Origin of the sequence: Paracoccus sp. PAR01 (assembly GCF_014851995.1) — a bacterium.
Lineage (GTDB): Bacteria > Pseudomonadota > Alphaproteobacteria > Rhodobacterales > Rhodobacteraceae > Paracoccus > Paracoccus litorisediminis.
In genome coordinates this window covers 1-17,228 of sequence record NZ_JACVAW010000037.1, presented here as the reverse complement: position 1 = coordinate 17,228, position 17,228 = coordinate 1, and the positions used below count along the sequence as shown (strand labels likewise).

The 17,228-nt window shown below is 61.9% G+C and carries 15 protein-coding genes; 1 reads left to right on the top strand and 14 read right to left on the bottom strand.

Annotated features, from left to right (window positions below):
* Positions 1 to 193: 193 nt before the first annotated feature.
* The 14 genes from IB235_RS23510 to gltX form a co-directional block, all read right to left on the bottom strand.
* On the bottom strand, positions 194 to 1,282 hold the full coding sequence (locus IB235_RS23510; protein ID WP_192338787.1) for an AAA family ATPase: 1,089 nt from the start codon (positions 1,280 to 1,282) through the stop codon (positions 194 to 196).
* 298 nt (positions 1,283 to 1,580) lie between these two features.
* Entirely contained in the window at positions 1,581 to 2,912 is a 1,332-nt protein-coding gene (locus IB235_RS23505; RefSeq protein ID WP_155042459.1) for a glutamine synthetase family protein, read from the bottom strand.
* Positions 2,913 to 2,915: 3 nt separating this feature from the next.
* Positions 2,916 to 3,743 (bottom strand): ABC transporter permease, encoded by an 828-nt coding sequence (locus IB235_RS23500; RefSeq protein WP_155042460.1) that lies wholly within the window; start codon positions 3,741 to 3,743, stop codon positions 2,916 to 2,918.
* Positions 3,740 to 4,618, bottom strand: coding sequence for an ABC transporter permease (locus tag IB235_RS23495; RefSeq protein WP_155042461.1), 879 nt, complete (start codon positions 4,616 to 4,618; stop codon positions 3,740 to 3,742). The genes IB235_RS23500 and IB235_RS23495 overlap by 4 nt, the downstream gene beginning before the upstream one ends.
* A 64-nt stretch (positions 4,619 to 4,682) precedes the next feature.
* Positions 4,683 to 5,411 (bottom strand): transporter substrate-binding domain-containing protein, encoded by a 729-nt coding sequence (locus tag IB235_RS23490; RefSeq protein ID WP_192338786.1) that lies wholly within the window; start codon positions 5,409 to 5,411, stop codon positions 4,683 to 4,685.
* Between the two features lie 22 nt (positions 5,412 to 5,433).
* Complete coding sequence (locus IB235_RS23485; protein WP_281353225.1) at positions 5,434 to 6,243, bottom strand: ABC transporter ATP-binding protein; 810 nt, start codon at positions 6,241 to 6,243, stop codon at positions 5,434 to 5,436.
* Between the two features lie 80 nt (positions 6,244 to 6,323).
* On the bottom strand, positions 6,324 to 6,785 hold the full coding sequence (locus IB235_RS23480) for a TerB family tellurite resistance protein (RefSeq protein ID WP_192338785.1): 462 nt from the start codon (positions 6,783 to 6,785) through the stop codon (positions 6,324 to 6,326).
* Positions 6,786 to 6,888: 103 nt separating this feature from the next.
* Entirely contained in the window at positions 6,889 to 7,797 is a 909-nt protein-coding gene (gene ppk2, locus IB235_RS23475; protein WP_155042463.1) for a polyphosphate kinase 2, read from the bottom strand.
* Positions 7,798 to 7,863: 66 nt separating this feature from the next.
* Positions 7,864 to 8,313, bottom strand: a complete 450-nt coding sequence (locus IB235_RS23470) for a hypothetical protein (RefSeq protein ID WP_155042464.1) — start codon at positions 8,311 to 8,313, stop codon at positions 7,864 to 7,866.
* Positions 8,314 to 8,360: 47 nt separating this feature from the next.
* Entirely contained in the window at positions 8,361 to 10,004 is a 1,644-nt protein-coding gene (locus IB235_RS23465) for a CTP synthase (RefSeq protein WP_155042465.1), read from the bottom strand.
* A 145-nt stretch (positions 10,005 to 10,149) separates the two neighbouring features.
* Positions 10,150 to 10,656: a preprotein translocase subunit SecG gene (gene secG, locus IB235_RS23460; RefSeq protein ID WP_225612589.1), complete on the bottom strand. Its 507-nt coding sequence runs from the start codon at positions 10,654 to 10,656 to the stop codon at positions 10,150 to 10,152.
* A 120-nt stretch (positions 10,657 to 10,776) separates the two neighbouring features.
* On the bottom strand, positions 10,777 to 11,430 hold the full coding sequence (locus tag IB235_RS23455; protein WP_155042467.1) for an SDR family oxidoreductase: 654 nt from the start codon (positions 11,428 to 11,430) through the stop codon (positions 10,777 to 10,779).
* Positions 11,431 to 11,529: 99 nt separating this feature from the next.
* Positions 11,530 to 12,822, bottom strand: coding sequence for a citrate synthase (gene gltA, locus IB235_RS23450; protein WP_155042468.1), 1,293 nt, complete (start codon positions 12,820 to 12,822; stop codon positions 11,530 to 11,532).
* 51 nt (positions 12,823 to 12,873) lie between these two features.
* Entirely contained in the window at positions 12,874 to 14,280 is a 1,407-nt protein-coding gene (gene gltX / locus IB235_RS23445) for a glutamate--tRNA ligase (RefSeq protein WP_192338784.1), read from the bottom strand.
* Between the two features lie 127 nt (positions 14,281 to 14,407).
* Here gltX and IB235_RS23440 point away from each other — a divergent pair, with 127 nt between their 5' ends.
* Positions 14,408 to 16,573 (top strand): ComEC/Rec2 family competence protein, encoded by a 2,166-nt coding sequence (locus tag IB235_RS23440; RefSeq protein WP_192338783.1) that lies wholly within the window; start codon positions 14,408 to 14,410, stop codon positions 16,571 to 16,573.
* The last annotated feature ends 655 nt before the right edge of the window (positions 16,574 to 17,228 follow it).

Here is a 17,228-nt window from a genome sequence, read left to right as displayed (position 1 = left end):
GTCCAGATCCGGGTGGCGGTCCTCAACCGCTTCACGGCCCTCGGCATCCCGGTCACCGTGGCATTGGGATAAGTGTGTCCGGGGAAAGGGGAACTGCGGTCATCAACTGATTTGTACAACAGCGCCTCAGCGAGGACAAGAACGGGCATGGGTGAGCTTTCGTTACAGAATTGACAGGAAGAGGAGGTCTGTTTCAGTGCCGTATCGGGGCATTCTGAAGATCGGTGGCCCGGTCCAGCAGCCGGATCACCAGCCGCAGGCTGCGTCGATGCGGGGGCAGGGACGCGGACTCGATCGCGTCGATCAGTGCATCGGTCGAACCCTCCGACAGGCCGCGTTCCCGTGCCTGCCGCTGCGCAAACCGGATCAGATCGTGCGGGGTCAGGGGTTGCAGCCGCAGCGGCGGGCAACGGTTCAGCAGCGGGGCGGGCAACAGGCGGTAATCGTTGCTGGTCAGCACCCAGATCACCCAGCTCATATCGAACCGCACCTGATAATAAGGGCAGCTCCAACGCCGCGCGGTCAACGGCTCAAGCAGCGGCAGCAGTCCCTCCGGCAGGCCGAAGGCAAGACCCTTGTTCGACGTGACGGAGCTTGCCTTATCGATCTCATCCACCACCATCACCGGGTTGGCGATGCGGCGTTCGAGAATTGTGGTGATGAGGCGACCGGGATGGGTGCTGCCCCAGCCACGTTGCGAGCCTACCACCCCGAACGAGGCATTCTCGCCGGTGGCTTCGATGATGGTGGTCGGAGCGGACAGCACCTCGCCCAGTTTGCGGCCAAAGTGGCTTTTGCCGATGCCCGGCGGGCCATCGAGCAACAGGGGCGGCACGCGCAACCCGGGCCAGCCCTCGCGGACCGAGCGGCGCATTGCCTGCCAGACGATCTCGGTGACCGGCGCCATCCAGGGCATCTCCGCGTGCACCGCGGCTGCCAGTTCGTCGGCGCGGTGTTCACTGGGGATCTGGATCAGCCGCGCGCCGTCGCGCAGGACCTCCAGCCGCTCGCGGTCGTCGCGTCTGAGGTGACTCAGTCCCGAGGCTGCTTCGCGCAGCTCCAACAGGCGCTTGGCGCGGCGGCTGATCCTGCGCCGGTCGCAGTCATTAAGGGTAAGGGGAAGGCTGGGCGCATGCTCATCCTCCTCGTCGCTGTCCGGGATCGGGGCGGACAGGTCAGTCACCCGACGCCTGCGCAGATGGCTGACGAAGCGATCTTCGATCATGCGCTGGGTTTCATGCGGATCGAAAAACCGTGCTTCGATGAAGGGAATGCGGGTCATGGGGGTTCCTCGGCCGAAAGCCGTCACGATGCATGGCCAAACGGAAAGACCGTCGGCGGCGTGTTGAAATCAGAAACCCGGGTTGGCGGAGGGGATGAAGCGGAGCGGCGCAGAGGTCAAGGGCATGGCCCAAACGGCAACGAGCGGCGCTGCGACGCCGCTCGTGTTCTCGATGAAACTGTCAGTGCTTTGAACTTATTCAGGAAACCGTGAACCCGGCTTTCCAATGGCAGTTTTATCGTTGTCAAAAAGGAAGCAAACCCGGCCGAAAGGAAGTTTTATAGTGGCCGGAACAAAATCAGACTGTATCCAGATACAGCTCGACCGTTTCATCGTCGGAAAGCTCGGCCATGTAATGCAGTTCCTGACGCTTGGTCATCACGAAGTTTTCGATCAGATGCGAGGGGAAGATGCGCTTGATCTGGGGGCAGGTGTCAAAGGCGTCGATGGCCTCGCCCCAGGTGGTGGGCAGTTGGGCGAGGCCTTGTTCATAGGCGTTGCCTTGGATTGCGGGCGCGGGCTCGATGCGGTCCTCAAGGCCGTTCAGAGCGGCCCCCAACACGGCTGCGACGGTCAGGTAGGGGTTCACGTCTCCGCCAGCCACGCGATGCTCGATCCGGCGGGCCTTGGGGCCGGACGACGGAATGCGGATCGCCGAGGTGCGGTTTTCGTAGGCCCAACCGATGCCGGTCGGGGCATGGGCATTGGGGACCAGCCGGTCGTAGCTGTTCTCATGTGGGGCAAACAGCAGGGTCGAGCCGGGCATGGCGGCCAGACAGCCCGCGACGGCATGGCGCAGACGCTCGGAGCCCTCGTCGCCGCCATTGTCAAAGATATTGTCACCGTTCTGATCCAGAATCGAGAAATGCATATGCATGCCCGAGCCGTTCCAGCTCTCATAGGGCTTGGCCATGAACGATCCGGCAAAGCCGTAGCGGCGCGCCAGACCCTTGACCAGCAGCTTGAACAGCCACGCATCATCGGCCGCCTTCAGCGGATCGGGTTGGTGCATCAGGTTGATCTCGAACTGGCCGGGCGCTGCCTCAGAGATCGCGGTATCGGCGGGAATGTCCATCGCCTCGCAGGCGTCGTAAAGTGCGGTGAAGAAGCGGTCGAAGGCGTCGAGGGCGCGAAGCGACAGCGTCTCGGCCCCGGTGCGGCGCTTGCCCGAGCGCGGGCTGGGCGGCACGCGCAGCTGCCCGCCGGAATCGTCGATCAGGAAGAACTCAAGCTCGGTCGCGACGACGGGGGTCAGGCCGGCGGCCTTGTAGCGTTCGACCACCTTGGCCAGCGCCTGACGCGGATCGCCCTCATAGGGGCGGCCATCGGGGTGGAACATCCACAGCGGCAACAACCCGGTCGGGGCGTCCAGCCACGGCATCGGCATGAAGCCGCGCTCGGTCGGAAGCAGCAACCCGTCCGGATCGCCCGCCTGAAACACCAGCGGGCTGTCTTCGACATCCTCGCCCCAGATGTCCATGTTGAGGACCGAGAAAGGGAACTTCGTCCCCTCGGTCAGCAGCTTGTTGGCAAATCGCGCCGGGATCCGCTTGCCACGGGCGACGCCATTCAGATCGGCGGCGGCCACGCGGATGGTCTTGACTTCGGGATGGTCGTGCAACCAGTCCATAATTCACCTGAGGAGATTGGGCCGGTAGCGGATTTTCCGCGCCGCGCCGGGCAAGTGGCGGTTCAGCCGCCTGTTGACGACCCCGAACAGCCCGATCAGGCAGAGGGTCAGAAGGATGAAGTAACCCGCGACGATCGGATAGGCGACGAAGGGGTTGAAGGTCTTGTCGGCGAAGTAGCTGGCGTAATACAGGCTGTCGCCCTGCTGCTGGAAGGCCGGGAAGCTGGAGAAGAAGACCAGCGTCGTGGCATGGAACAGGAAGATCGCCTCATTCGTATAGGCGGGCCATGCCAGCCGCATGGCTGTCGGCCAGACAACGCGGCGATAGCGCGTCCAGCCCGCCATGCCATAGGCGTCTGCGGCTTCAAGCTCGCCCTTGGGGACGTTGCGCAGCGCGCCATAGAAGATCTCGGCCGAGTAGGCGGCGGTGTTCAGGATCAACACGATCAGGGCCCCGGCCCAGGCGCGGGTCAACCAGCTGGTCTGGACGGTGATGCCGAAGACGTCGATCCCGGCGCGGGGCAGCTGTACCAGCGCCTCATAGGCGACGAAGAACTGGATGAATAGTGGGCTGCCACGGAACAGGAAGATGAACCATTCCGCAGGTTTACGCAGCCATGCAGGCCCGCTCAGCTTGGCCACCGCCAGCGCATTGGCAAAGAAGAAGCCCACGAACAGCGCGAGGGCACCGAAATAGATGTTCCAGATCAGGCCCGAGCCGATCAGCGTGAACTGCTGGCACAGGGTGAAATCGGAGCGCGGCAGCAGGCGTTCGCCGATGCCGATGGCGCGCAGCCCGTAATCATGCAGGGTTTGCAGGCACTGGCTCATGATGCGGCCTTTCGCATGGCCTCACCGGCCATGGTGGCCTGACCCGAAGACAGCCGCGCACGGATGCGGTCAAAGAAGCGCTCGGACCCCCAGGTCATCAGCAGATAGAACACGAGAATTCCCAGGAAGTAATAGATGCGCCAGTCGGGGTGCGGATAGGCATAGGCGCTGGTTTTTGAGCCGCCCAGCTCGCGCGCCCAATAGACGATATCCTCGACGCCAAGGACGAACAGCAGCGGCGTCGCCTTGATCAGGATCATCCACAGGTTGGCAAGGCCGGGCAGGGCATAGGTCCACATCTGCGGGATCAGGATGCGCCGGTTCACCTGACGCGGGCTCATGCCGTAAGCCTCGGCGGTTTCAAGCTGTGCCTTGGGCACGGCGTTCATCGCGCCATACAGCACGTTCGCGGCAAAGGCCCCAAACACAATGGCAAAGGCAATCACCGCCAGAAAGACGCCATAGCTTTGATGCACCCATTCCGGCGCGGTCGACAGCGGCAGCTTGGCCGCCGGACAGACGACAAAGTCATTGCCCTGCCGGATCGGCACGCTGGGATCGCAATAGGCCTTGGCGCGCAGCCATTCGAATGCCTGATCCAGCGCGATCGGCACGAACAGGAAGAAAATGATGTCGGGCACGCCCCGAACCATCGAGGTATAGGTCTTGCCGAACCAGCGCAGCGGCGCAATGCGCGAGCGCGAGGCCAGCGCGCCGCCGAAACCGAACAGCAGCGCGACCGGGGCGGTGATCGCCAGAAGCAGGATCACCGTTCCGAATGAAAGATAAAACAGCATGTGCTTGCCTGAGGTCAGGTAGCACATAAGCCATGCAAGCCCTTCGAGCGTCTTGGGGTCGGCGCAGCTGGCGAACATCGGGCACTCCAATCGGGTCTGCGCGGCAAGTGTCGCGCAGACCTGTCCTTACATCGTTGACAGCTTAGAACTGCAGGGCCTTATCGCCGAACCATTTCTTCAGCAGGGCGTTCAGCGAACCGTCGGCCTTCATCGACTCGATGGCGGTGTTGAACTTGGCTTTCAGCTCGGTGTCGGATTTGCGCACGCCCATGCCGATGCCTTCGCCCAGCTTGACGGTGTCATGACCTTCGACCCAGACCAGCTCGCCATTCGATTCCGCTTGGGCGGGGGCAAGGAAGTCCTTGTCGGCAAAGACGGCATCGGCCTCGCCATTGCGGACGGCGGCGATGGTTTCCTCGCCGGTGGCGAATTCCAGCAGGGTCGCGCCGGTCGAGGCGACGTGGCTGGCCTGAATGGTGTTGGTCTGTGCTGCGACTACGCCGCCTTCGATATCGGCATCGGGTTTCAGCGCCATATAGGCCGACGGCATCGGCGGCGTGTAGGGATCGGTGAAGTCGATCGCCTTCTTGCGCTCTTCGTTGATGTTCATGCCAGCCATGATGGTGTCATAGTTCGAGCTGACAAGGTTCGGGATGATCGAATCCCAGTCGTTCTTGACCCAGGTGCATTCCAGTCCGGCGCGTTTGCACAGCTCGTTGCCAAGCTCGATTTCCAGCCCGTCCAGCTCGCCCTTGTCGTTGACGAAGTTGTAGGGAGGGTAGGCGCCTTCGGTTGCCATGCGCACAGTCTGCGCCATGCCCATTCCGGCGGTCAGGGCCAGCGCGGCCGCTGCAAGCATCAGTTTTTTCACTGTTATAACTCCTGTTGGACTATTAACTGGCCATCGTTGCGCTAAGGAACTGGCGCAGACGTTCGGACCGCGGCGCGCCGAAAAGCTGCGCGGGCGGTCCCTGTTCCTCGATCCGGCCTTGATGGAGGAAGACGACATGGTCGCTGACATCCGCGGCAAGGCGCATGTCATGGGTGACCAGAAGCATGGTGCGATGTTCGGCGGCCAAGTCCTTGATGACGCGGACGACCTCTTGCTGCAACTCGGGGTCAAGCGCGCTGGTCGGCTCATCCAGAAGCAGGGCTTTCGGCTCCATGCACAAGGCGCGGGCAATGGCGGCACGCTGCTGCTGGCCGCCCGAAAGCTGGGCGGGCCAGGCGTCGGCCTTATCGCCGATGCCGACCTTGGCCAGCAATTCGCGGGCGCGGGCCTCGACCTTGGCGGGATCGCGCTTCAGGACATGGAGCGGTGCTTCCATGACGTTTTGCAGGATGGTCAGGTGGGACCACAGGTTGAACTGCTGGAAGACCATCGACAGGTTGGTGCGCAGCCGCGTCACCTGCGCGCGGTCGGCGGGAATGCGACCCATGCCCTCGCCGCGCCAGCGCACCGGCTCGCCTTCAAAGATGATCTCGCCCTGCTGGCTGTCCTCAAGCAGGTTGCAGCAGCGCAGAAGTGTGGATTTCCCCGACCCGGAAGAGCCGATCAGGCTGACGACATGGCCGCGCTCGGCCACCAGATCGACGCCGCGAATGACTTCGAGCTGGCCGTAAGCCTTGTGGAGGTTTCGGATCTCGATGACCGGTGTGGTGCCTTGGCTCATATTCGGAGAGGTGGTTGTATCTTGGCTCATACAGTCAATGAGGCGTCATAAAAGGGGCGTTTGCAACGATTTCCTGCCTGCCAAGAAAGACAGGGAGGCGGCGTGCCCTGCTATTGACCTGAAATTCCCAGATCGTCCAGCACGCGTTGCCGGACCAAAGCTGAATCGCGATCGTTGACGCCAAGCAGGCCCGAGACCAGCCGAATCATGCTTTCTTCTTCGGCACCGCGATTGCCATCGGCATAGGCAACTTCCCAAAGAGCGGCGATCACCGAATGGCGGTCGTCAAAGGCGACGCGCTCCTTGATCGAGCGGGTGAATCGGACGGTATCGGGGGCCTCGGCCTCGATCATCTCGGCGGCGGCGCGCAGTTCTGCGGCTTCGGCATGGCCCAGACCGCGGCGGCGCGCCAGCACGGTTTCGATCCGCTGCTTTTCGATGGTGCTGTAGCGGTCATCGGCGCGGGCGATCCTGACCAGCAAAGCCGCGATGGCGACTTCCGCGTCTTCCGACGGGAGAGAGGCCGGGTCGGCATTATCCAGAAAGAGGCGGCTGAGCAGATTTCGAAACATGGGGCCAGTCTAGTGCAGGAACAGCTCAAGCTAAAGATAATAAAGCATTGCTAACGATTCCCGCGCAGGGTGTCGCGGCCCCGGAAAAGGACCGCGAAACAGGTCAGTAAAGCTGCGGGACGTAAAGCTCGGGTGGCAGGACGTCGCGTTCGTAATCGGGATTGAAGACCCGGTCGGGCAGGCTGACATGATCATGGGGCACGTCGCCATAAGGGAACTGCCCCAGAAGGTGGTTGATGCAGTTCAGCCTTGCGCGCTTCTTGTCATTGCCGGGGACGATATACCACGGAGCCTCGGGGATGTTGGTACGCTCCAGCATCTCTTCCTTGGCATAGGTATAATCCTCCCAGCGGACGCGCGATTGCAGGTCCATGGGCGAGAGTTTCCACTGTTTCAGCGGATCGTGGATGCGCATCAGAAAGCGCATCTGCTGTTCCTCATCGGTGATCGAGAACCAGTATTTGACCAGCCGGATGCCCGAGCGGACCAGCATCCGTTCGAATTCCGGCACATCGTCAAAGAATTGCTGGACCTGACTGTCGGTGGCAAAGCCCATCACACGCTCGACACCGGCGCGGTTGTACCAGCTGCGGTCGAACAGGACGATTTCGCCGCCGGCGGGCAGGTGCGAGACATAGCGCTGGAAATACCATTGCGTCTTTTCGCGGTCCGACGGGGCAGGCAGGGCCACCACGCGGCAAACGCGTGGGTTCAGGCGTTGGGTGATGCGCTTGATCGCGCCGCCCTTTCCGGCACTGTCGCGGCCCTCAAAGATCACCACGACCTTTTCCTTGTGGTAGCTGACCCAGTCCTGCAGGCGGATCAGCTCGGATTGAAGGCGCAGAAGCTCGCTGAAATATTCCGGGCGCGGCATCTGGCTGGGGTGCTTGTCGCGATAGATGCGCGCGATTTCGCGCGACAGGACGGCATCCTCAAGCTCGATTTCGTAATCCTCATCGAGCGTGTCCTGCAACTCGGCGCGCAGCCAGTCGTTCGGGCTCTCGTCCTTCATCTCGGTCTCCTTGGTCGATACGCGCGATCTAGCGGAGCGATGTGACAGTTGCGTGAAGCTTAGACGTCAGAACAGGTTGGAGCAGGCCCGAATGATACCAAAGGCAAAACCGCCGCCCTGTGCATCGGCCACGGTGCCGCACCATTTTCCCTGGCTGGAAAACAGGCTTTTGCTGCCTTTCGGGCGATAGGCGACGCGTTTGCCGTTAATGTCGAACAGGTTCAGCGTGCCGACGCCGCTTGGCGCATAATAGCCTACGACCGATCCGTCCGAGATAAAGATCACGCGCTTTTCATTCGCCGGATTGCGCGGCGAATTGGCGTAGCTTGACGAGCTATTCGCGGAATTGGCGGCGGAGTTCGCCGCAGAGTTCGGAGAGTTCGCCTGCCTGCCGGGTGAATTCTTGGGCGCGCCCGGACCAAGGTCAAAGGGCAGGCTGGACTGTTCGATTACGAACAGCGGCGCGTCGGCCCAGACGGGGCCGGCGCAGAAAGCAAGGATCAGGGCAAGGCGCATGTCGGGACCATTCATCGGGTCCCGACATCATGGCGCGGATGACCGGATCAGACCAGCCGTTCGTTGTCCATCGCGGCGCGCACGAAGCCTGCGAACAGCGGTGCGGGCTCGAAGGGCTTGGATTTCAGCTCGGGGTGGGACTGGACGCCGATGAACCACGGATGGTCGTGATATTCGACGACCTCGGGCAGGCGGCCATCGGGCGACATGCCCGAGAAGTTCAGCCCGGCATCCTCAAGCTGGGTGCGGTATTTCGCGTCGACCTCGTAGCGGTGACGGTGGCGATCCTCGATCTCCAGCGCGCCGTCATAGATCTCCGAGATTTTCGAGCCCGGGGTCAGCACGGCGGTATAGGCGCCAAGGCGCATGGTGCCGCCCTTGTCATCCGACAGCTTGCGCTGGACGGTGTAATTGCCCTGCACCCATTCCTTGAGGTGATAGACGACCGGGGTAAAGCGGGTTTCGCCGGCTTCGTGGTCGAATTCCTCGGAACCTGCGTCGGGCATGTCGGCCAGATTGCGCGCGGCTTCGATCACCGCCATCTGCATGCCAAGGCAGATGCCCAGATAGGGGACTTTTTTCTCACGGGCATATTTCGCGGCGGCGACCATGCCTTCGGTGCCACGCTCGCCAAAGCCGCCCGGCACGATGATGCCGTTGAAGCCGTCAAGCAGATGCGCGCCTTCGCCTTCCAATTGCTCACTGTCGACCCATTCGGTCCGAACACGGACGCGATTGGCCATGCCGCCATGGGTCAGCGCTTCCGAGATCGACTTATAGGCGTCCTCAAGCTGGGTGTATTTGCCGACGATGGCGACCTTGACCACGCCTTCGGCATTGGTCAGGCGGTCCATCACGTCTTCCCAGCGGGTCAGGTCGGGGCGCGGGGCCGGGCTGATCTGGAAGGCGTCCAGCACGGCCTGATCCAGACCGGCGCGGTGATAGGCCAGCGGCGCTTCATAGATGGATTTCAGGTCATAGGCCGGGATGACGGCATCGGGGCGCACGTTACAGAACAGCGCGATCTTGGCGCGTTCCTTTTCCGGGATCGGATGCTCGCTGCGGCAGACCAGCACGTCGGGCTGCAGACCGATCGAGCGCAGTTCCTTGACGCTGTGCTGCGTGGGCTTGGTCTTCAACTCGCCCGAGGCCGCCAGATAGGGCAGCAGGGTCAGGTGCATGAAGACGCATTGGCCGCGCGCACGCTCCTGCGCGAATTGGCGGATGGCTTCAAAGAAGGGCAGGCCCTCGATATCGCCGACGGTGCCGCCGATCTCGCACAGCATGAAGTCGACCTCATCCTCGCCAACCGATAGGAAGTCTTTGATTTCGTTGGTGACGTGCGGAATGACCTGAATGGTCTTGCCCAGATAGGCGCCGCGGCGTTCCTTTTCCAGAACATTGGAATAGATGCGGCCCGAGCTGACCGAGTCCGTCTTGCGCGCCGAAACGCCGGTGAAGCGTTCGTAATGGCCAAGGTCGAGATCGGTTTCCGCGCCGTCATCGGTGACGAAGACCTCGCCATGTTCGAAAGGCGACATCGTGCCGGGATCGACGTTCAGGTAAGGATCAAGCTTGCGCAGACGGACCGTATAGCCGCGTGCCTGGAGAAGCGCTCCCAGCGCCGCCGATGCCAGCCCTTTGCCAAGCGAAGAAACCACACCGCCGGTGATGAAGATGTAACGCGCCATCGAGGCCCCCGTGAGTTCAAAAAATAGAAAACGCGGCCCGAATCTGGCCGGCTCACGGGACTCAATTTATAACTGATAAGTCCTGAGGCCGCAACGGACCGCTAGCTGTCGTGGAGGGGTGCGCGAGGCACCCCAATGTGTAGTATCAGTTGGTTTTTGCCGGAGCTTCAGCCGCCGGAGCGGGCTGGGCAGGGGCAACCGCCGGGGCAACAGCCGCGGGCGGGGTGACGGGCGAGGTCGTCGCCGCGCCGGTGTCGGCCGGGGCCGCCGCGCCACCCGGAACGGGCGGCAGGATGGGCTGACCGGCTGCGGGCGGCGGCGTGTAGTCACCGATGCCCGGAAGGTTGGTCGCGGGCTCTTCGTTCTGAGCGCCGCCGATGTTCAGCTGGTCGACGATCGACCCACCCGAGGAATTGCGCGCGGCAATGACGGTCAGGGTCAGCGAGGTGACCAGGAAGGCACCGGCAAGGATCCAGGTCGCGCGCGACAGGGCGTTCGCGGCTTGGCGGCCGGTCATCACACCGCTGCCACCTCCGCTGCCCATGCCAAGGCCGCCGCCTTCGGACCGTTGCAGCAGCACGACCCCGATCAGCAGGACAGCAAGGATCAGATGCACGGTAAGGACGACGTTTTCCACCACGGGGCCTTTCATTCTGCGACGCGCCTATCTAGTCACCAGCGCCACGATTGGCAAGCGGGCGGATGGGGTCGCGGGTTCTTCGGTTAAGGCCGGCGGCGATTTCAGACGAAATGCCGCAAGCCGGGAGTTTGGTTAAAGGATCGCGGACAGGATGCGCTCGGCCTCGGCCTTGCACGGGGACAGGCGGGCGCGGTCCTCTCCGGGAAAGAATCGTGCGCGGGTCGCGGTCGGCATCGGGGCGGGGGCGGCGATGACGACACGGGGGCCGACATTTTCGTTCTCGGCCTGCCAGCTGCGCGCCAGCGCGATCTGGGCCGCCTTGGTCGCGCCGTAGCTGCCAAAGAATTTTTGCCCGGCGCGAGGATCGTCAAAAAAAACGGCCTGACCCTTACGGGCGCGCAACAGCGGCTCGAACAGTGCGATCAGACCTCGCGTCGCCACGATGTTCAGATCGACCGATTTCTGGAAGTCTTTGGCATCGACATGCCCCGCCGGGGCCAGCGGTGCTGCGTGGACGGCGGTATGCGCCCACATGTCCAGGCCCCCCCAGCGCTCCATGACGGCCTGAGCCAGCTTCACCATCGGCTCGGGCTGGCCCACATCCATCGGTGCCAGCGTGGCGCTGCCGCCTGCGCGGCGGATGCGGTCGTCCAGTTCCTCAAGCGCCCCGGTCGTGCGGGCCACTGCAAGGATGTGCCAGCCGCGCGCGGCAAGCTGTTCTGCCATTGCGGCGCCAAGGCCGCGCGAGGCGCCGGTGATCAGCGCGATTTTGGATGCGTCACTCATGGCAGATGGTGTGGCATTGGCGCGGGTCTCGTGCAAGTGGCTGAAAACGCGAAACGGCCCCGGAGATGATCCGGGGCCGTCTGTATTCGGTCGGGCTGATCAGCGCTTGCCCAGATCGACGTAATCGCGCTTGTCGGCACCGACATAAAGCTGGCGCGGACGGCCGATCTTGTTCTGCGGGTCGCCGATCATCTCTTTCCACTGCGAGATCCAGCCGACAGTGCGCGACAGCGCGAAGATCGGCGTGAACATCGAGGTCGGGAAGCCCATCGCTTCCAGGATGATGCCCGAATAGAAGTCGACGTTCGGATACAGCTTTTTCGAGACGAAATACTCGTCCTCAAGCGCGATCCGCTCAAGCTCCTTGGCAACCTGCAGCGTCGGGTTGTTGTGGACGCCCAGCAGATCCAGAACCTCGTCCGCCGATTCCTTCATGACCTTCGCCCGCGGGTCGAAGTTCTTGTAGACGCGGTGGCCGAAGCCCATCAGACGGAACGGATCGTTCTTGTCCTTGGCCTTGGCGATGTATTCCGGGATGCGATCGACGGTGCCGATCTCGCGCAGCATTTCCAGGCAGGCCTGGTTCGCGCCGCCATGGGCAGGGCCCCACAGGCAGGCGATGCCGGCGGCGATGCAGGCGAACGGGTTCGCGCCCGAGGAACCGGCCAGACGGACGGTCGAGGTCGAGGCGTTCTGCTCGTGATCGGCATGCAGCGTAAAGATGCGGTCCATCGCGCGAGCCAGTGCGGGATCGACGTGGTAGGGCTCGGCCGGAACGGCGAAGCACATATGAAGGAAGTTCGCCGCATAGTCCAAGTCGTTGCGCGGATAAACGAAGGGCTGGCCGATCGAATATTTATAGGCCATGGCCGCAATCGTCGGCAGCTTCGCGATCAGGCGAACCGAGGCGATCTCGCGCTGCAGCGGGTCCGAAATGTCGGTCGAGTCGTGATAGAAGGCCGACATCGCGCCGACGACGCCCACCATAGTCGCCATCGGATGCGCATCGCGACGGAAACCACGGAAGAAGTTGTGCATCTGCTCATGCACCATGGTGTGGCGCGTGACGCGGGTCTCGAAGTCCTTCATCTGGTCTTCGGTCGGCAGCTCACCGTAAAGCAGCAGGTAGCAGACTTCGAGGTAGTGCGACTTGGCCGCCAGTTGCTCGATCGGATAGCCACGATACCACAGCTCGCCCTTGTCGCCATCGATATAGGTGATGGTCGAGTCGCAGGACGCGGTCGAGGTGAAGCCGGGGTCATAGGTGAAGACATCCGCCTGACCATAAAGCTTTCGGATGTCCAGGACATCCGGTCCTGCCGTCGGGCTCAGGATCGGAAGCTCGATCTCTTTTCCCTCGACGAGCAGTTTTGCGGATTTGCTATCTGCCATTTCCCTCTCTCCTTCTACACTCTCCGGTTGGGACCGGATGGTTGCGGGCGTTCAGCCCGCGTGATCCTGCAACCGGGCCAGGGTCTCCTCCCGGCCAAGCGCCAACATCATATCAAATACGCTCGGGGTCGAGCTGCGGCCGGCAAGGGCAGCGCGCAAGGGTGCCGCGATCTTGCCAAGACCCAGCCCGTGCGACTCGCCAATTTCCTTGGTGGCCGCCTCGAGGTCGTCGCGTGTCCAGCTAACATGCTGCAATGCGGCAGTCAATTCGCCCAGTATACCACGGGATACCGTATCGAGTGACGTTGCGGCTTTTTCCTCGACGGTGACGGGACGTTCGATCAGCGCGAAATGGCCCTGTTCCAGCAGCGCGGGCAGGGTCTTGGCCTTGGCCTTCAGTGCGCCAAGTGCCGGGGTCAGCCGTGCAATCTGCACTGCATTCAGCGCAGGGGATGCCGTTTCCGCAAGATATCCCTCGATTTCGCGCATCAGGTCCGAGTCGTTCATCCCGGCGATATGATAACCGCTGACATGTTCCAGTTTTTTGAAGTCCAGCCGGGCAGGGGCCTTGCCGATACCCGACAGGTCAAACCACTCTTTCGCCTGCGCGTCACCGAACAATTCGTCGTCGCCATGGCTCCAGCCGAGGCGCGCCAGATAATTGCGCATGGCGGCTGCCGGATAGCCACTTGCCGCATATTCGTGCAGTCCGACGGCGCCGTGCCGCTTGGATAGCTTTTTGCCGTCCGGGCCGTGGATCAGCGGGATATGGGCAAAGACCGGAATCTCCCATCCCATGGCCTGATAGATCTGGATCTGACGCGCCGCATTGGTCAGGTGATCGTCGCCCCGGATGATATGGGTCACGCCCATGTCGTGATCGTCCACGACCACCGCATGCATATAGGTCGGCGTTCCGTCCGAACGCAGGAGGATCATGTCGTCCAGCTGGTCATTGCCAAAGGTCACGTCGCCTTGCACCGCGTCGCGGACCACGGTCTGCCCCTCGCGCGGGGCGCGCAGGCGGATGACATAGGGCGCATCGGGATGAGTCGTGGGATCGCTGTCGCGCCAGGGCGACAGGAACAGGGTCGAGCGGCCCTCAGCCCGCGCGGCCTCGCGGAAAGCCTCGATTTCCTCGGGGGTCGAGAAGCATTTATAGGCGGTGCCGTTAGCCAGCATCTCGCGCGCGACTTCGGCGTGGCGCTCGCGGCCCTCGAACTGGCTGACCGGCTCGCCGTCCCAATCGAGGCCAAGCCAGGTCAGACCCTTCAGGATCGCCTCGGTCGCTTCAGGGGTGGAACGTGTGCGGTCGGTATCCTCGATGCGCAGCAGGAACTTGCCACCCCGACCGCGTGCGTAGAGCCAGTTGAACAATGCCGTTCGCGCGCCCCCGATATGCAGATAGCCGGTGGGCGAGGGGGCGAAGCGGGTCACGACAGGGCGGGAATCGGTCATAGCAGGGCCAGTCATTCAAGAAACATGGGAATTTGGCGGCCGCCGTTAATCGTTTCGAAACGGATGGCACGCCAATCTTGGCGACAGAGATACGCAAGCTGTCGAACAAGGACAAGTTTCTGTGGACATGGCCGTCGATACAGTTCCGCCCGGCGGATGGAAGGAACAGCGTCGGGCCGCCCGCGTCAGCTTTGACCGCGCCATTGCGCTGCGGCGCAGCCCGGTCTCGATTCGCGCGGGCATGCTGCCATGGGTGCCGTTCTGGATGGCGCTTGGCATCGGGGGATGGTTCAGCATTCCGTTCGAGCCGGGCGTCTGGCTCTATTCCGGGATGGCGCTGGTCGCCGTTGTCATGCTGGCCCTGCTTTTGCGGCTGGGCAGGTTGGCCTCGGCCGGACGGATTGGCTGGAGCGTGGTCGATCAGCTTCGCATCCTTTGCCTTGCCGTTCTGCTGATCGTGATGGGTGGGGGGCTTGCCGGCCTGCGCTCGCATCTGGTCGCGGCACCCATTCTGGATTTCCGCTATTATGGCCCGGTCGAGGGCAGGGTGATCAAGATCGACCGTTCGGCGCGCGACCATCTTCGTCTGACGCTGGATCAGGTGGTTCTGGACGATGTACGTCCCGACCGTTTGCCGGAACGGGTGCGGATTTCTCTGTTCCAGCCCGATCCTCTGCCAATTCCCGGTCAACGAGTGATGCTGACCGCGCATCTTGGACCGCCCCCCGGTCCGGCAGAGCCCGGTGGCTTCGACTTCCGTCGTGTGGCCTGGTTCGAGCGTCTGGGTGCGATTGGTTATTCCCGCAACGCCGTCATGACCGTTGAGCCCGCCCGCTCGGGCGGTGCGCTGGCGCTTCACCGGCTGCGCATGCGACTGTCCGCGGCGATTGCGGACAGTATCGGCGGTCAGGCCGGGGCGGTATCTGCAGCGATGATGACGGGGGACCGCTCGGGCATTGCCGAGAAGACGAATGAGGTGATGCGGGCGTCGAACCTCTATCACATCGTGTCGATTTCCGGCCTGCATATGAGCATGCTTGCCGGGTTCGTCTATGCCACGTTGCGGGTCATCGGGACTGCGATCTTCGGTCTTTTGGGACGGGGCAGCGGCCGGGTGCACAAGTTCGCAGCGGTCTGCGCGCTTTTCGCCGCGGCGTTCTATTTGTGGCTGTCGGGCGGTGATGTGGCGACGACGCGATCATTCATCATGGTGGCGGTCATACTGGTGGCCATTATTGCAGACCGACGCGCGATCTCGCTGCGGACCGTCGCGGTGGCCGCAATCGTCATTCTGGCACTCACGCCCGAGGCGCTTCTGAGCGCTGGATTCCAGATGAGCTTTGCCGCGACCGTCGCGCTGGTTCTGGTAAGTGGACCTTGGCAACGTGTTTCGTCCCAATGGCCATTTTGGCTCAAGCCCATCGCGATGCTGCTGCTCTCGTCACTCGTGGCCAGCATGGCGACGTCGCCTTTGGCGGCAGCTCACTTCGGGCGCATTGCCCATTACGGTATCTTTGCAAACCTGCTGGTCGTTCCGGTCATCGGCATCCTGGTCATGCCCATGGGCGCCATTGCCGCTGTTCTGGGCCTGATCGGATTGGAGGGTGCCCCGCTGTGGTTCATGGGGCTCGGTACGCGGTGGATGCTGTCCATAGCCGAGTATATTTCAAGCCTGCACGGGGCGACGACCCTCCTCCCGCGGCCGCCGAACAGCGTCGTGCCGCTTCTGGGTGTCGGCGCATGCCTGATGTTCCTTGGTGCAGTTCAGGCGCTGAAAGCCAGCAAGCGAGTTGAGATGACACGCCGCGCATTGGGGGTAGCATGTGTGATCGCAGCATTGACGATCTGGGCAACTGATGAGCGTCCAATCATCCTGATTTCACCGGACGGTGATGCGGTAGGCATCATGACCGACCAAGGAAGATCGATCTCAAAACCTAAAGGCGGGGCATTTGTCGTCGCAGAGTGGCTTGAAGCGGACGGTGACAGCGCTACACAGGAAGTAGCTGCCGCCAGACCTGCATGGAGCGGACCCAATAACGCAAGGACAGCAATTATTCGCACGCCCGCAGGAGTGCAAAAAATCCATCACATTACAGGTGCAAGTGCGCCGGGAATGGTGGATAAAATATGCGTCGAAAATGCTGTCATTGTGTCAAGCGAAGATCTTCCAAAGAAAATTAACGATTCCAATGGGTGTGTAATTATTGATAGTAGCGGCGACTTAATAAAATTGTGGTTGATCGATTTGAATAATTACTTAACCTCGAAAATTCAACTCATGAGGAATTAATTAATGTAGTGAGCGAGCTGTTTTTAGTTATCAGCAATCCGCGATGAGACGTATTGCAACCACTTACCTTTGGCATCATAGACCGTAATTTTTAATTAACGCCTTGATTCAGGCTCGGTTAGGAACCTGGCGATAAGCAACATGCTCTGGCTGGCCAAGGGTCAGACGGGTGACTGACTTCCTCTTCCCGAAGATTCATGGGTGCCCGCGTTTCGATGATCGGCCCGGGTAAACCGGACACTCTATTGGCGCTGGCGACGACCGCGAAGGCATAATCCTACCGGAAAACGGATGTCGATTGCTAAACTTAACAGCGTTAGAGGTTCGGAGAAAAAGATCGGCGAGCGATTGCGCAGCGGGGGGTGGCCGATTGTCGTAACATAACATGTCGCACACGGTTTTGCGCTCGGCGGCAATGGTTGCTAAGATCGGCGATCTTGGGGAACTTTGCATAGTGAATGTAGGGCAGCAGTTGCAGGAAGGCGTACTTTTCGATCAGCTTTACGAATTGCGTCCTTGCGTAGTGAACTGCTCTGCCCCCTGAAAACTGGACCGTTTGAAGCTGGAGTTTTCGGCTAACCTTCCCCGGCTGGGAGAGGAGCTGAAAACGATGAAGGCATCGAAGTTCACGGAAGCGCAGAAGGCGTTCATTCTG

Excerpts from the sequence above, each read along its gene's own strand:
- IB235_RS23455 (WP_155042467.1), bottom strand. The coding sequence starts at position 11,430 with ATGAGTGACGCATCCAAAATCGCGCTGATCACCGGCGCCTCGCGCGGC.
- secG (WP_225612589.1), bottom strand. The coding sequence starts at position 10,656 with ATGAAAGGCCCCGTGGTGGAAAACGTCGTCCTTACCGTGCATCTGATC.
- IB235_RS23500 (WP_155042460.1), bottom strand. The coding sequence starts at position 3,743 with ATGAGCCAGTGCCTGCAAACCCTGCATGATTACGGGCTGCGCGCCATC.
- IB235_RS23510 (WP_192338787.1), bottom strand. The coding sequence starts at position 1,282 with ATGACCCGCATTCCCTTCATCGAAGCACGGTTTTTCGATCCGCATGAA.
- IB235_RS23440 (WP_192338783.1), top strand. The coding sequence starts at position 14,408 with ATGGCCGTCGATACAGTTCCGCCCGGCGGATGGAAGGAACAGCGTCGG.
- IB235_RS23505 (WP_155042459.1), bottom strand. The coding sequence starts at position 2,912 with ATGGACTGGTTGCACGACCATCCCGAAGTCAAGACCATCCGCGTGGCC.
- gltA (WP_155042468.1), bottom strand. The coding sequence starts at position 12,822 with ATGGCAGATAGCAAATCCGCAAAACTGCTCGTCGAGGGAAAAGAGATC.
- gltX (WP_192338784.1), bottom strand. The coding sequence starts at position 14,280 with ATGACCGATTCCCGCCCTGTCGTGACCCGCTTCGCCCCCTCGCCCACC.
- IB235_RS23485 (WP_281353225.1), bottom strand. The coding sequence starts at position 6,243 with ATGAGCCAAGATACAACCACCTCTCCGAATATGAGCCAAGGCACCACA.
- IB235_RS23480 (WP_192338785.1), bottom strand. The coding sequence starts at position 6,785 with ATGTTTCGAAATCTGCTCAGCCGCCTCTTTCTGGATAATGCCGACCCG.
- IB235_RS23465 (WP_155042465.1), bottom strand. The coding sequence starts at position 10,004 with ATGGCGCGTTACATCTTCATCACCGGCGGTGTGGTTTCTTCGCTTGGC.
- ppk2 (WP_155042463.1), bottom strand. The coding sequence starts at position 7,797 with ATGAAGGACGAGAGCCCGAACGACTGGCTGCGCGCCGAGTTGCAGGAC.
- IB235_RS23495 (WP_155042461.1), bottom strand. The coding sequence starts at position 4,618 with ATGTTCGCCAGCTGCGCCGACCCCAAGACGCTCGAAGGGCTTGCATGG.
- IB235_RS23470 (WP_155042464.1), bottom strand. The coding sequence starts at position 8,313 with ATGCGCCTTGCCCTGATCCTTGCTTTCTGCGCCGGCCCCGTCTGGGCC.